10 protein-coding genes are annotated in these 14,573 nt (G+C 70.5%); 3 read left to right on the top strand and 7 right to left on the bottom strand.

Annotated elements, in window-relative coordinates; all coding sequences use genetic code 11:
• Positions 1-417 precede the first annotated feature (417 nt).
• Complete coding sequence (odhB, locus tag HNQ61_RS11275) at positions 418-1,698, bottom strand: 2-oxoglutarate dehydrogenase complex dihydrolipoyllysine-residue succinyltransferase (protein ID WP_170034556.1); 1,281 nt, start codon at positions 1,696-1,698, stop codon at positions 418-420.
• Positions 1,699-1,889: 191 nt separating this feature from the next.
• Positions 1,890-4,742 carry a 2-oxoglutarate dehydrogenase E1 component gene (locus HNQ61_RS11270; protein ID WP_170034554.1) on the bottom strand — a complete coding sequence of 951 codons (2,853 nt, stop codon included), beginning with the start codon at positions 4,740-4,742 and terminating at the stop codon, positions 1,890-1,892.
• Positions 4,743-4,978: 236 nt separating this feature from the next.
• Between HNQ61_RS11270 and HNQ61_RS11265 the strand changes: the two genes are divergently transcribed.
• The gene (locus tag HNQ61_RS11265; RefSeq protein WP_170034552.1) at positions 4,979-5,896 is read left to right on the top strand and encodes a hypothetical protein; all 918 of its coding nucleotides are present in this window, start codon (positions 4,979-4,981) and stop codon (positions 5,894-5,896) included.
• A gap of 237 nt (positions 5,897-6,133) precedes the next feature.
• Here HNQ61_RS11265 and HNQ61_RS11260 read toward each other — a convergent pair whose 3' ends face one another.
• Entirely contained in the window at positions 6,134-6,898 is a 765-nt protein-coding gene (locus tag HNQ61_RS11260) for an SDR family NAD(P)-dependent oxidoreductase (RefSeq protein ID WP_170034550.1), read from the bottom strand.
• A gap of 126 nt (positions 6,899-7,024) precedes the next feature.
• Between HNQ61_RS11260 and HNQ61_RS11255 the strand changes: the two genes are divergently transcribed.
• On the top strand, positions 7,025-7,792 hold the full coding sequence (locus tag HNQ61_RS11255) for a serine aminopeptidase domain-containing protein (RefSeq protein ID WP_170034548.1): 768 nt from the start codon (positions 7,025-7,027) through the stop codon (positions 7,790-7,792).
• A gap of 75 nt (positions 7,793-7,867) precedes the next feature.
• Here HNQ61_RS11255 and HNQ61_RS11250 read toward each other — a convergent pair whose 3' ends face one another.
• Together HNQ61_RS11250 and HNQ61_RS11245 are read right to left on the bottom strand one after the other, a co-directional pair.
• Positions 7,868-8,707, bottom strand: a complete 840-nt coding sequence (locus HNQ61_RS11250; protein ID WP_170034546.1) for a DUF2382 domain-containing protein — start codon at positions 8,705-8,707, stop codon at positions 7,868-7,870.
• A 220-nt stretch (positions 8,708-8,927) separates the two neighbouring features.
• Positions 8,928-9,515 (bottom strand): hypothetical protein, encoded by a 588-nt coding sequence (locus tag HNQ61_RS11245; RefSeq protein WP_170034544.1) that lies wholly within the window; start codon positions 9,513-9,515, stop codon positions 8,928-8,930.
• Between the two features lie 185 nt (positions 9,516-9,700).
• Between HNQ61_RS11245 and HNQ61_RS11240 the strand changes: the two genes are divergently transcribed.
• Entirely contained in the window at positions 9,701-12,247 is a 2,547-nt protein-coding gene (locus HNQ61_RS11240) for an MHYT domain-containing protein (RefSeq protein WP_170034542.1), read from the top strand.
• Between the two features lie 525 nt (positions 12,248-12,772).
• Here the strand turns inward: HNQ61_RS11240 and HNQ61_RS11235 are convergent.
• Both HNQ61_RS11235 and HNQ61_RS11230 read right to left on the bottom strand, forming a co-directional pair.
• A complete protein-coding gene (locus tag HNQ61_RS11235) occupies positions 12,773-13,441 on the bottom strand; it encodes a hypothetical protein (protein ID WP_170034540.1) in 669 nt (222 codons plus the stop codon).
• Positions 13,442-13,706: 265 nt separating this feature from the next.
• The gene (locus tag HNQ61_RS11230) at positions 13,707-14,477 is read right to left on the bottom strand and encodes a DUF5715 family protein (protein ID WP_170034538.1); all 771 of its coding nucleotides are present in this window, start codon (positions 14,475-14,477) and stop codon (positions 13,707-13,709) included.
• Positions 14,478-14,573: the final 96 nt, after the last annotated feature.

The raw sequence follows: 14,573 nt of genomic DNA, 5'->3' as shown, positions 1-14,573 counted from the left end.
CCCACCCGGGCTCGCACTACTCGCCCACCCTCCCCCAAAACGGACTGGGGGAGGGTTGGTCGGGGCGGGAGGTTCCAGCGCGCAGGCGGAGTCCGGCGCGGCCTCGGCATTCCTGAGCGAATGAATCAGCGGGAACCCCCGACACCGGCCGCTGGCGCGTCCGGTTCGGAGCTTCAACAGCGCAGAACCGCGCGGCCGGGTGCCGCGATCAGCCGCCACGATCAGGTCTCCCCCTCTCCCGCTTGCGGGAGAGGGGGCTGGGGGGTGAGGGCTGCCTCAGCATGCGCCCGATCCAATCGAACCTCCCCACATCCGTCCTCCGCGAACGAAAAGAGCCTGCCCCCGGACCGGGAGCAGGCTCTTTCATCCACCGAAAGCACTCACGCACTCACGCACGCAGCACTAACGCACTTCCGTTCACCCTTCCAGCAGCATCGACATCGGATCTTCCAGCATCCGCTTGACGGTGACCAGGAAGCGCACGGCCTCGCTGCCGTCCACGATGCGGTGGTCGTACGTCAGCGCCACGTACATGATCGGGCGGATCTCGATCTGCCCGTTCACCACCATCGGCCGCTCCACGATGTTGTGCATCCCCAGAATGCCCACCTGCGGCGGGTTCAGGATGGGCGTGCTCAGCATCGACCCGAACGTGCCGCCGTTGGTGATGGTGAAGGTGCCGCCCTGCATGTCTTCCAGCGTCAGCTTGCCGTCCTTGGCGCGCTTGCCGAGTTCGCCGATCGTTTTTTCGATCGCCGCGAAGCTCATGCGGTCCGCGTCGCGGATCACGGGCACGACCAGGCCCTCTTCCGCGCCGACGGCGATGCCGATGTCGTAGTAGTGCTTCAGGACGATCTCGTCACCCTGGATCTCGGCGTTGAGCCGCGGAAACTGCCGCAGCGCGCCAATGACGGCCTTGGTGAAGAACGACATGAAGCCGAGCTTCACCCCGTTCTTCTTGACGAAGTCGTCCTGCCGCGCCTTGCGCAGGTCCATGACCGCCTTGAGGTCCACCTCGTTGAAGGTGGTGAGGCTGGCCGTGGTCTGCTGCGATTCCACCAGGCGCCGGGCGATGGTCTGCCGGCGGCGGGTCATCTTCTGCCGCTCCTCGCGCCCGGCCTGCGCCGCGGCCGGAGCCGCCTTGGGCGCGGTGGGAGCCGGGGCCGCAGCGGGCGCCGCCACCGGGGCAGCGGCCTGGGCCGGAGCCGCGGGGGCCTGCGCCGGAGCCGAAGCGCCACCAGCGACCGCGCCCTGCACATCCTGGTGCGTCACGCGGCCGTTGGGCCCGGTGCCCGGGACCGAGGCGATGTCGATGCCCTTTTCCGCCGCGAGCGCGCGGCCAGCCGGAGATGTCTGCGCCTCGCCCGCGGGCGCGGAGGCGACCGGCTGGTCGCTCTGCGGCTTCTCTTCGTACTTCGCGCTGGCCGTCAGCCCCGCCTGGTCCGCGGGGGACGCGCCGCCGGCGGCCTCCAGCGAGCCGAGCAGCTCGTTGACCCCCACCGTTTCGCCTTCCTGCTTGGCGATCGCGCCGAGAACGCCGGCCGCCTGGGCCGCCACCTCGACGGTGATCTTGTCCGTCTCCAGCTCCACCAGGACCTCGTCCTTGGCGACCTGGTCTCCCTGCTTCTTGGTCCACCGTCCCACCGTCGCCTCTACGACGGACTCGCCCAGAGGCGGGACGCGAATTTCAACGGCCATGCTTTCGTGCTCCGCAGCAGATGATGGAACTGCAGGGAATAGGGAATAGGGAATGGGGAATAGGGACGGCAACCGGCGGGGCTCACCTCACCCGCACTCCTCATCCAACCGGGTCATCAGGACCGGCGCCTGATCCCGATCCATCTGATCAGTTCACCTATTCCCCATTCCCTATTCCCTATTCCCTGCCCTTACGACTTTCGCTTCCCGATCAGCCGCGCCGCCCGGCCCGGCGCGGCGGCCTCCGGCGCATCCTTGAGCGCCGCGAACACCAGCCGGTTCTGCTCGGCCAGGTGCCGGTGCATGTAGCCCTCCGCCGGACTCGCCCGCTCCGGACGCCCCTCGTACCGCAGCGGAACCTCGCCGATCACCGCCGCCAGACGCGGCGCGATGAAGCTCCACGCGCCCATGTTGCGCGGCTCTTCCTGCACCCACACCACTTCCCGCAGGTTGGGATAGGTGGCGGCCAGCGCCGCGATCTGCTCGGCGGGGAACGGATACAGCTCCTCCACCCGGCCGATGGCGACGCGCTCGATGCCTTCCACCGCCGCGCGCTCCTTGCGATGGTCCTCCGTGCTGCCGACCAGGTCCACGTACACCTTGCCGGAGCACAGCACCAGGCGCGTGATGCCCTCCGCGCGCTCGGCCGCCGACGCGTCCGCGATCACGGGCTGGAACTCGCCCGACGCCAGCTGGTCGATGGACGACAGCGCCAGCGGATGGCGCAGCAGGCTCTTGGGGCTCATCACCACCAGCGGCCGCGGATCGCCCTGCAGCAGCGCGGCCTGGCGGCGCAGCAGGTGGAAGTAGTTGGCGGACGTGGTGCAGTTGGCCACGCGCAGGTTGTCTTCCGCGCAGAGCTGAAGGAAGCGCTCCAGGCGCGCGCTGCTGTGCTCCGGGCCCTGCCCCTCGTACCCGTGCGGCAGCAGCAGCACCAGGCCGGAGCGCTGGTCCCACTTCTGGTGCGACGACGCCAGGTACTGATCGATCATCACCTGCGCGCCGTTCACGAAGTCGCCGAACTGCGCCTCCCACAGCACCAGCGACGCGGGATCCGCCACGCTGTAGCCGTACTCGAAGCCCATCACCGCCATCTCGGAGAGCGGCGAGTTGTGGATCTCGAACGACGCCTTCGACTGCGGAAGCAGGTGAAAGACGTTCATCCGCGCGCCGGTGCCCGCGTCGCGCAGCACGGCGTGGCGGTGGCTGAACGTTCCGCGCTCCACATCCTGGCCGGTGATGCGGATGGGCGTGCCCTCCGCCAGCAGCGAGGCAAAGGCCAGCGCCTCGGCGTGCCCCCAGTCGATGTTCTTTTCGCCGTTGCCCGCTTCGGCGCGCTTCTGCAGCACCTTTTCCAGCCGCGCGTTGGGCACGAAGCCCTCCGGCCGCGCCGTCAGCCCCCCGTTCAGCTCCAGCAGCACGTCGCGCGAAACGGCCGTCTCGCTCCCGCCGCGTCCGTTGGGCGAGGGCTCGTCGTGCGGGTGTGCCGCGCTGTCGCCCAGGTTTTCCAGCGTCTTCGACAGCTCATCCAGCACGCGCTGGTAGGCGGCGTCCGCCTCCTCGCGCGTCAGCACGCCGTCCTCGACCAGCCGCGCGGCGTACACTTCGCGCGCGGTGGGATGGTCCTTGATCACCCCGTACATCACCGGCTGGGTAAAGAGCGGCTCGTCGCCCTCGTTGTGCCCCCAGCGGCGGTAGCCGACGAGGTCGATGACGATGTCCTTGCTCCACCGCGCGCGGTAGGCGAACGCAAGGCGCGCCACGGCCAGGCAGGCTTCGGCGTCGTCCGCGTTGACGTGGACGACGGGAACCTCGAAGCCCTTGGCCAGGTCGCTGGCGTAGCGCGTGGAGCGCCCCTGCTGCGGATCGGTGGTGAAGCCCACCTGGTTGTTGGCGATGACGTGCAGCGTGCCGCCCACCGCGTAGCCGGGCAGCGACTGCATGTTGAACGTTTCCGGCACCGTGCCCTGCCCCGGAAACGCCGCGTCGCCATGGATGAGCACCGCAACGGCGCGCTTGGGATCGACGGTCGGCGCGCCGGGGCCGGTGGTGTCGTCCTGCGCGGCGCGCGTCATTCCCACCACCACCGGCCCCACGAACTCCAGGTGGCTGGGATTGGGCGACAGGCGAACGCGCATTTCGCGGCCTTCCACCTGCCGCGTGTCGCTCCACCCCATGTGGTACTTTACGTCCCCGGACGGCTCGTCGCTGTTCTGGTACGCGTCCAGCGACGGCGCGGCGGCCGCGCTGGCGAAGCCGGCCAGCATCATCGAATACGGCTTGCCCAGCACGTGGGTCAGCACGTTCAGCCGGCCGCGGTGCGCCATGCCGATGAGCACGTCGCCCGCGCCGGCGCGCGCCGCCTCGCTGATGACCTCGTCCAGCATGGGAACCATCAGGTCCGTTCCCTCGATGCTGAACCGCTTCTGCCCGAAGAAGGCGCGATGCAGAAAGCGCTCGAATCCTTCCACCTGCGACACGCGGTCCAGCAGGGCGCGGCGGCGCTCGGCGGGGAGGGGACGGGCGTACTCGCCGGACTCCACGGCCTCGCGAAGCCAGCTGCGCTCCTCGGGGTTGGGGAGATGCAGGAACTCCCATCCCACCGTGCCGCTGTAGATGCCGCGCAGCCGCTGGATCTCGGCCAGCGCGTTGGGCGCGTCGCTGCGGTGCCCCACCACCACGGAGGCCGGGAGCGCGGCCAGGTCCGCTTCGGTGATGCCGTGGTACGCGGGATCCAGGATGGGATCCACGTCCGGCTCGCCGCCCAGCGGGTTGAGCCGGGCCGCAGTGTGCCCGCGGCCGCGGATGGAGCGGGCCAGCTCGCGCGCGGCCAGCGCCTTGGCGAAGTCGGCCTGCGGAACGGTGCCGGAGGCGGCGGGCGCGGGGGCCGGAGTTCCTTCCAGCGCCTGCAGGTCCGCGGGGGACAGGGATGCAAACCAGCCGGCCCAGCCCTCGTCCACCGAGGCGGGGTCGCGCTGATAACGCTCGAACAGGTCGAGCACGTAGGCCGCGTTGGGCCCGGTGAACTCGCGAAGCTGTGCCATGGAAACTACCCTCGTGGTGGCGCGGAGGCGGCGCGCCTCAAGGCCCCGCCGCCGGTCCGGCGCAGGGCGAGCCGCAACAACTTACGCATGCACGGCGCCTCTCGCCACCTCACGCCGGGGCGTGCGGAGCGTCCTGCATCGCGCGTCCCGTGGTACACCGGAAGGCGCTTGCCGCACCACTGCCGCGGGCCTACGTTCCGCCTCCCCTTTCTGCCCGACTTTCGACCTCCGTCCCCATGCGCAAATCGGACCTGATCCACGGCGTGGAACAGCTTGTGGGCGCGCTGGCGGAAAGCGCGCTGGAGCTGCCGCTGGTGGAGGTGGCGCGGCTGGGGTACCGGCGCGAGCCCGTGCCCGGCGAGCTGCTCACGCGCCTGCTTTCCGCCCTGCGCGAGTACGGGCTGCGCGCCAGCCGCTACACCCGTCCCGCGCGCATGCTGGCGGAAGAACTGGGCCTGTCCGCGCTGGAGCAGGCCGACACGTGGTCGCTCCTCATCGCCGCGGAGAACCGGGCGCAGGAGGCGTTCGGCTTTGCGGAGCGGGTGCGGTTCGCCACGCAGCACCTGCCGCGCGTGGCCGGCCTTCTGGCGCAGGAGGGCGTGCCCGCGCTGGACGCCCTGCGCCGCGGCGGAACCGCGTCCGGCAACGCGCTGCTCACCATTCAGGTCATCGAGGCGCCGCGCCGCTGGAGCACTCCCGCGCGCCTGGCCACGCTGCTGGACGGCGTGGACCAGCTGTACGGCGCGTGCGCCACGCTGCAGGGGCTGGACCCGGGCGGGTTGAGCGTCGTGGGCTGCGACGCGGGCACGGACAAGACGTTCGAGCTGATGGGCGCCGCGCCGGTGATCGACGCCGTCCGCGAGCTGATCCTGGCGCTGTGGGACCGCGTCGTCTTCTACCGCGAGCTGACGGCGGCGCAGCGCTACCGGCAGGCGGCGGAAAGCCTTCCCGTGCTGCAGCGCGTGCGCGAGGCGCTGGCGGAGGGACGAATCTCCCCCGAGCAGGCGGAGCTTCTGCGCCGCCGCTTCGTGGAGGGCGCGGGCAAGTTCCTGGTCGCGGGGGCCACCATCCCGGAACTGCAGGAGCGCGCCTACGCCAATCCCCGCACCCTCATGGCGCCCGCGCCCAAGCTTCTGTCCCCGGCCGCCGGCTAGGAGAACTGCCGTTTCACACAGAGTCCACGGAGGATGCACGGAGGTCACGGAGGAAGGGAAGAACATCACACGGAGACGCAGAGCCGCAGAGAAAGATCAAGAAGGAATGGGAGTGGATTCATCCCCATCCTTTTCTCTCCGTGTCTCTGCGGCTCTGTGTGAGGCTTTTTGTTGATTTTTTCCTCCGTGACCTCCGTGAAACCCTCCGTGACCTCCGTGTGAAACGGCAGTTGTTCGTCAGGAGCGATTCACGAGGGTGGCGCTCGCCTGGTCCGTCGGCTTGATGATGATTTCGTCGATGTTCACGTGCGCCGGCCGGCTCGCCACCCACAGAACCGCGTCCGCGATGTCGGCGGCCACCAGCGGCGTCAATCCGCGGTAGACGGCGTCCGCGCGCTCCCGGTCGCCCGCGAAGCGCACCACGCTGAACTCCGTTTCCACCATCCCCGGGTCCACCGTGCTCACCCGCACGCCGGTGCCCAGCAGATCCATCCGCAAGCCCCTGGTGATGGCGCCCACCGCGTGCTTGGTGGCGCAGTACACCGCGCCCCCGGGGTACACCTCGTGCCCGGCGACGGAGCCGATGTTGATCACGTGCCCCCGCCCGCGCTCCACCATCCCCGGCGTGACGGCGCGCGTGGCGTACAGCAGGCCCTTGACGTTGGTGTCCACCATCTCGTCCCAGCCGTCCACGTCGCCGGTCTGCACCTTGTCCAGCCCGCGGCCCAGCCCGGCGTTGTTCACCAGCACGTCCACCGCGCCGAACTCGCCCGGCAGCGACGACAGCATGGAAAGCACCGCCTCACGGTCGCGCATGTCCAGCGTGACCAGGTGCGATTCGGTGCCGTGCTCCACGCGCAGTTCGTCCGCCAGCGCGCGCAGGCGGTCCTCGCGCCGCGCGGTGAGCACAAGGCGCGCGCCCGCGGCGGCAAAGGCGCGGGCGCACGCTTCCCCGATCCCCGCGCTGGCGCCGGTGACAAGGACGGTTCCGGTAATCTTCATGGCGAACTCCGCCGCTGGGTTCTGATGGATGTGAATAGACGGGCGCCAACATACGCCCCAACGCCCCCGATCTTCAACATGCCGCGGATGATGAACCCGCTCCACCGTCCGCCCCGATCGCGTACGATGCGCGTCTTTTCCGCCTGCGCCGCCCTGGCCCTGCTCTGCGGGTGCGCGGGCGGCGGCGGCCCGGCGCCGAACGCCGCCGTCCCGTCCCAAGCCGGGACGCAGATGCGGACCGCGCGCTTCGACCTGTTCGACTCGGCACGCGGCCGCCTGATCCCCGTCGTCGCCTACGACCGGCCGGCCGGCGGTCCGCCGCGCAGGCTGGCGATCATCAACCACGGATACGGCGGCCGGAACACGGACTACTCGTTCGTGGCGCGCACCCTGGTAGCGCACGGCTACTACGTCGCCAGCCTGCAGCACGAGCTTCCCGGCGACGGGCCCATGCCCACGACGGGCGAAATCTATCCGGCGCGCCTCCCCTTCTGGCGCCGCGGCGCGGAGAACATCGCCTTCGCGCTGCGGGCCCTGCACCGCCGCGAACCCTCGCTGGACACGGGTCACCCGCTGCTGATGGGCCACTCCAACGGCGGCGACATGGTGATGCTCTTTGCGCGCGAGCATCCGGAGGACGTGGACAAGGTCATCTCCTTTGACAGCCGCCGCTTTCCCTTCCCGCGATCGGCCCGGCCGGCGATCCTTTCCCTCCGGTCCGCCGACCAGCTGGCGGACCTGGGCGTACTGCCGTCGGCGGAGGAGCAGGCGCGCTACGGGATGACCGTCATCCGCCTGCCCGGCACCATCCACAACGACATGCTGGATGGCGCCACGGACGCGCAGAAGGCGGAGATGAACCTGTGGATCACCCGCTTTCTGGAAGCGCCCTGACACCGCGGATCGCCAGAGCGGAAAAAAACGGGCACCCCTCGCGGGGTGCCCGTCATCATCCTGCCCGTGCAGCGATCAGCGGTTGTTCAGGCCGTCGTTGTCGGTCAGCGGGCGGTCCGTAACGGTGCGCTCCGTCACGCCCTCGCGGTGCACCTCGGCGCGCTCGCGGCGCAGGTCGGCCTCCACGGTCTCCGTCTCCACCACCTCGCGGGTGCGGACGATGAGCTCCTCCTTGGGGACGACGCGCTTTTCCACGATCGCCTCTTCGGCGTGAAGCGGCACGCGGATCTCCTCGGCGCCGATCTCGTTGATCCCCGTGGCCGAGTAGCCGTCGGTGATAGGCCGGCGCTCGATGTCGACCTCGTCGTGGCGCAGCGACACCTGGTCGGTGACGTGCTCGGTCTCCACGCGCTTGCTCACGCCCACCTCGCCCGCGGCCACCTGGCGCTTGCCCACGGCAAGCTCTTCTTCCGAAAGCACGAGGCGGACGGCGCCCTCGTCACGGAAGCCCTCATGGCCGTACAGGTTGGTGCCGTTGGACGTGCGCGTGTCGAAGTCCGTGTCCATCGCGCGGCCCAACTGCATCTCGTAGTCGCGCGTCACGTTGCCGCGCTCGTGCGTGGGCAGCGCGCCGAACTGGTCGGCCTGCATGCGGTCTACCATCACCTGGCGGGAGTCGCGCTCCAGGCGGGCGAGGCCGATGGGGACGCACATGTGGCCCCGGTCGCCTTCCACGTCCACGTAGCGCACCTTGTTGGCGCCGGTGTCCACCAGCAGGTCGTCGACCCGGCCAATGCGGCGGCCGTCGGCCGACATCACGTCCCAGCCGCGGATGTCCGGCTCGCCGTCGGCGACCTTGTACGAGGGCAGGCTGTTCAGCGGCACCACGCGGTCCATCGGTTCGTTCGTCGCCATGATCGTCTGCTCCCATTGGCTGTCCACCATCCGTCCGGGGCCCCCGCCCCGGATCGGGCGGCGGCGTTGTGCAAGCGGGGTGCCGGAAAATCGACTTTGCTCGTAAATCCCTTGTAGCCGCTGGGGAACAAGCGTTTTTCGGGAACAGATGAGGGCGGGAGCAAGAATCTGCTCCCGCCCTCATCCATCACCCGCGGCGCCCGTCCGGAGACGGGCCGGGTCAGTTGGCCGTGGTGTTGCCCCCGGCCGTGATCTCCACCCCGTTGGCGGGCACCAGGAGGAAGTACGGCTGCTGCGCGGCCGTGGCCTTGGCCTCGGCATCCACGTCCGCCGGGATCTGCGCCGACTCCGAACCCGCCATCACCTTTGCGTTGCTGATGCGCACGCGCTGGCCGGGATCGATGTCCTTGATCTGCTCATACCGCTCCGCCAGGATGGCGTACACGCGCTGGCCGTTCTCCTCCAGCCAGAAGCCGCGGTCCGACGGCGTGGCGGGGACGGAAGCCTCGCCCGACGCTGTCTGCCCGGCCATCTGGCCGCCCAGCACCGAGGCGATCCAGCCCGTGCCGGCCGCCGCGCCCGCCGCGGCGGCACCCGTCGCGGCCGCGGTGGTGTCGGTTACCGGCATGGGGGCCACGGGGGCCACCGTCTGCGACGTCGTGGTGTCCACCACCGTGCCGGTCTCTTCCACCGTGTCGTCGCCGCCGCAGCTGCGCATCAGCACAAAAAGAAGCAGGGCCAGCGCCAGCAGTCCCAGAATCCAGGGAAGCGGGCTTTTCTTCTTGCGCTCGATGTCGATGTCGGCCATGTGGGTCCTCTCCGTTCGCGTGTAGATCACGTCAACTCGTCCCGCCGGACGGCGGGGTGGGCGGGCCGGGGGCAAGTTCCGTGCATGGACGATGGGCGGGGCGGCGGCCATCGCTCCGCGAGGCCGTCTTCTTGCCTGTATCCCCCGGCATACGGGACGGTCTTCGCACTGATGCAAACGGGATCATGAAAGGCAGTTACAGCACCACCCTGGTGGTATTCTCGGTGGTGATCGCCATTCTGGCTTCCTATACGGCGCTGGTGCTGGCCGCGCGGGTCAGCCAGGCCAGCGGCCGCTTTCGCGCGGCGTGGCTCACGGGGGGCAGCCTGGCGCTGGGCATCGGCGTGTGGAGCATGCACTTCGTGGGGATGCTGGCGTTCCGGCTGGACGTGCCCATCACCTACGACGTGCCGCGGTGGATCGTCTCCATGGTGGTGGCGGTGGCCGCGTCGCTCCTGGCGCTCTGGGTCACCAGCCGCCCCCGCGTGACCGCCCTGGCCCTCGCCGCCGCCTCGCTGCTGATGGGCGCCGGGATCGCGGGAATGCACTACGTGGGGATGGCGGCCATGCGCATTCACGGCGTCATCCGCTACGATCCCGTGCGCGTGGCGGAATCCGTCGCCGTGGCGGTGGGCGCGTCGGGCGCGGCGCTCTGGCTGGCGCTGCGCTACCGCAACGACGACACCCGGCGCGGGCTGGCGGCCAAGATGGCGAGCGCGGTGGTCATGGGGCTGGCCATCGCGGGAATGCACTACACCGCCATGTCCGCCGCGCATTTCCGCACCCTGCCCGGCCCCATGCTCGTCCCCGACGACCACGTGCTGCGCACCAACGGCCTGGCCAGCGGCGTAGTGCTGGGCACGCTCGTGGTTCTGGGCATCACGCTGCTCACCACGCTGGTGGACCGCCGGCTGCGCACCCGCACCGCCGAGGCCGAGGCCGCGCGCCGGAGTGCCGCCCGCTTCCGCTCGCTGGTCACCGCGTCGTCCCAAGTCGTGTTCACCACCGGGCCGGAGGGCGCCATCCTGGCCGAGCAGCCGCAGTGGGCCGCGTACACGGGGATGGAGTTCGAGGCGTACCGCGGGTGGGGGTGGCTGAACGCCATCCACCCCGACGAGCGGGAGCGCGCGGCCTGCCTGTGGCGCGAAGCGGTGGAGGAAGTGCGCGACGTGGACGCCATGCACCGCGTGCTGCGCACGGACGGCGAGTGGCGGCTGCTGGCCCTGCGCGCCGTGGCGGTCACGGAGGAGGACGGCGGAATCCGCGAGTGGGTGGGCGCCGCTTCCGACGTCACCGAGCGGCAGCGGGCGGAAGCCGGGCGCGAGCTGCTGGCCGAAGCCAGCCGCGTGCTGGTGTCGTCGCTGGACTTTGAGACGACGCTGGCGAGCGTGGCGCGGCTGGTGGTGCCCGCGCTGGCGGACTGGTGCGCGGTCGACATGCTGACGGAAGACGGGGTCATGCGCCGACTGGCCGTGGAGCACACCGATCCGGCCAAGGTGAAGCTGGTGCGGCAGATCGAGGAGCGCTGGCCCACGGACCTGGACGCGCCCTACGGCGTGTCGTCGGTGCTGCGCACGGGCAAGGCGGAGATCGCGCCCGAGATCCCCGACGCCCTGCTGGTGGCCAACACGCGCGAGGCCGCGCAGCTGGCCGCGGTGCGCGCGCTGGGGCTGCGCTCCTACGTGTGCGTGCCGCTGATCGCCCGGGGCAAGGTGCTGGGCGCCATCTCGCTCGTCTACGCCGAGTCCGGCCGCCGCTACGACGATGAGGACCTCGCCCTGGCGGAAGAGCTGGCCCGCCGCGCCGCGGTCGCCATCGACAACGCGCGGCTGTTCGGGGAAACGGAGGAGGCGCGCGTGGTGCTGGAGCAGCAGACGGGCGAGCTGGAGGAGGCGCAGGCGGAGATGGAGATGGCGCACGAGGAGCTGCAGCACGCGTACGAGAACCTGGCCGAGCGCACCATCGAAGCCGAGCGCGCCCGCGCCGCCGCGGACGACGCCAACGCCGCCAAGAGCGCCTTTCTGGCCACCATGAGCCACGAATTGCGCACCCCGCTCAACGCCATCGCGGGCTACACGCAGCTGCTGGAGATGGGGATCCACGGCCCGGTGACGCAGCCGCAGCGCGAGGCGCTGGAAAAGATCCACCGGAACCAGACGCACCTGCTGGGGCTGATCAACGACGTGCTGAACTTCGCCAAGATCGAGGCGGGGCACGTACAGTACGAGCTTCGCGAGGTGCCGCTGGACGAGGTGCTGCGCTCGGTGGAGCCGCTGGTGGAGCCGCAGATCCGCGCCAAGGAGCTTCGCTACACCTACGCGGGCGGCGACCCGGCGGTCACCGCGTGCGCGGACCGCGACCGGCTGGAGCAGATCGTGTTGAACCTGCTTTCCAACGCGGTCAAGTTCACGGACCGGCGCGGGGCGGTGCAGCTGGAGTGGACGGTGGAGGGAAACTCGGCGCGCATCTCCGTACGGGACACCGGGCGGGGGATTCCGCCGGACAAGTTGGAGGCGATCTTTGAGCCGTTCGTGCAGGTGGATCCGGCGCTGACGCGCGCGGCGGAAGGCACGGGACTGGGGCTGGCCATCAGCCGCGACCTGGCGCGGGCGATGGAGGGGGATCTCGTGGCCGTCAGCCAGGAGGGCGAGGGCAGCACCTTCACCCTGACCCTTCCCCTCGGCCGCCCCACCGCCGGCGCGCAGCCCGCCCGCGACGCCGCGGCGGACTAGGATCGTGGCACGAGAGATGGACGGCGGGACCTCCGGCCTACCCATCTTGGCGCGGATCGCTACCTTCCCTGAGCGGATGAATCCGCCGCTCCAAGGGCGCAAAGCCCCGACTCACGGCCGCTGTCGCGTCCATGATGGGGGCTTCAACTGCATCGGACGGCGGGTGCGCGCCGCAGCCCGCCCCCGCGCCGAACGGCTCCCCCTCTCCCGCGGAGCGGGTGGAGGGGGCTGGGGGGAGGGGGCCCCCTCCGGCCGCCCGGCACCTTCCGGAACGGGATGAGCCGCAGTTCTCCCCTCTCCGCTCTTCTGCTTCGGCCGGGAGGGGAGCGGGGAGGGGCCGGGGGAGGGGCCTCACAGCCTGGGGACGCGGGCCGCCATCCATCACTCACGCAGCCATCCCACCCGAACAAACAAAAGCCCCGGCATGCGACCGCTGATTCGGTCCACGTGCCGGGGCTCTTTACTTTCGTCAGATCGTCCGGATCAAATCCGATCCGGGACGATCATCCAACCACTCCATCCGCCTTACCGGAACGACTCCACCTCAAACCGCGAGTTGCTGGTGAAGCGGCCGCGGAGGCGCACGTACTCGCCCGCGCGCAGGTCGCGGATGCGGTCGCGCTCGCGGCTGGTGGCGCCCACCACCGTCGCCCACACGGTGCCCTGGCTGGTGCGCACCTCGAACATGCGGCGGTTGCGGTCCACGCGCCCCACCCGCCCGTCCAGCGACCGCACCGCGCTTCGTCCGTCGTACCGGCCGCGGTTGTCGTCCCGGCGGTCGTCGCGCCGGTCATTGCGGCGGTCGTACCGGTCGTCCGAACGCGCGGAACGGTCGCGGGCGGATTCGCGCACGGTCACGCGCTCCGCCACCTGGTCGCCGCGGCGGTCGCGGCTCACGCGCAGGCTCACCCAGTCGCCCTGGCGCAGCGACGACGCGGCATAGCGCCGGTTTCCGTACACTACTTCCGTCCGCGAATCGTACCGCACCGTCTCGTATCCACCCCGGTCGGTCCGCAGCTCGATGCGCCGCGCACGGGTGTTCACGCCGCGCACCTCGCCGCTGATCTGCCGGTCGTACAGGCCGCCGCCGTTGGACAGCACGTCTTCCCATCCCGTACCGGCGCACGCGACCGAACTCGTGCCCAGCACGAGCGCCCCGGCCATCGCCAGGCCGCGCAGGAACCTTTTCATCATGCATTCTCCCGCTTGATTTGCCACGGATCCGTGGTGGACAGCCGGGCGAACGTCCGCACGGCGCACCATGCCGCAGGGCAACGCGGGTGCCCGTCCGAATCCCGCGCCGTTGCTGGGTTTTCTGTCGATTGTCATCCGCGCGATGTCCCGCCCGGTGGACGCGATCCGTCCTCCGGTTGCGCGCCGTCATCCATCCCCACACACAACAAAGCGGAGCCGGCGGAAAGGTTCCGCCGGCTCCGCGTTCTGTCGTCCCTCGTCCCGTTCAGCGCGTGGGGATGATGAGCACCTGTCCCGCCACGATCCGCGTGCTGCGCATGTCGTTTACCGTCCGCAGCCGCTCCACCGTAAGGTTGTGGCGCCGCGCGATGGTCCACAGCGAATCGCCTTCGCGCACGCGGTACGTGCTGCTGCGCGGACGGGCGGGCGCAGCGGGCCTCGCCGCCGTACGCCGCTCCGTGCTCGGCCCCGACTCGTCCCGCCCGATGTAGCGGCGGTACGGGCCGGGGAACACGGCCACGTGAAAGTGCGGCGGACGCCGCTCTTCGGTGGCCTCCAGCACGCCCTCCCCTTCCAGGTAGCTCAGCCGGTTGCGCAGCCACGCCAGGCAGCGGCGCGCGGCGGGACGGCGGATGTCCACCGCCATCCCCGTGGGGTGCACCGTCAGTTCGGTGGAGTTCACCAGCCGCACCGAGCGCGGGCGCACGGCGCTGGTGATGACCAGCCGTTCATCGCACTCGTCGTGGTACTGCTCCGCCAGCCGCTGCACGAAGGTGCGGGTGATGGCCAGCGCGTACGGCTGCGACACGCCGGAAAGCCGGTAGTCCTCGTTGCCGCTCAGCCGCACGAGGTCGCCGTCGCGGGCCGCGCCGCGAACCCCGCTTGCCGTGCGGTAGAACGTGAGGTCGTGCGCGCGGGCCTGGCGGTACATGCGCTCGATGCTCGCGGGCGAGCCCTGCAGCGACTGGGCGCGTGCGGGCCCCGCCGCAAGCGCGGCGGCGGCGAGCAGAACGGCGGTGATTCGGTGGATGTGCATGAAGTACGTCACGAGGCAGAACGGACCGCCAGAAAACGGCGGCCGCACAGTGTAAGGATCAAGGGGCGCAACGGTCAACGCCCGGCCAGCTTGCCG

Origin of the sequence: Longimicrobium terrae (genome assembly GCF_014202995.1) — a bacterium.
Lineage (GTDB): Bacteria > Gemmatimonadota > Gemmatimonadetes > Longimicrobiales > Longimicrobiaceae > Longimicrobium > Longimicrobium terrae.
The sequence above is the reverse complement of the archived record's forward strand: the minus strand, read 5'-3'. Positions and strand labels throughout refer to the sequence as shown.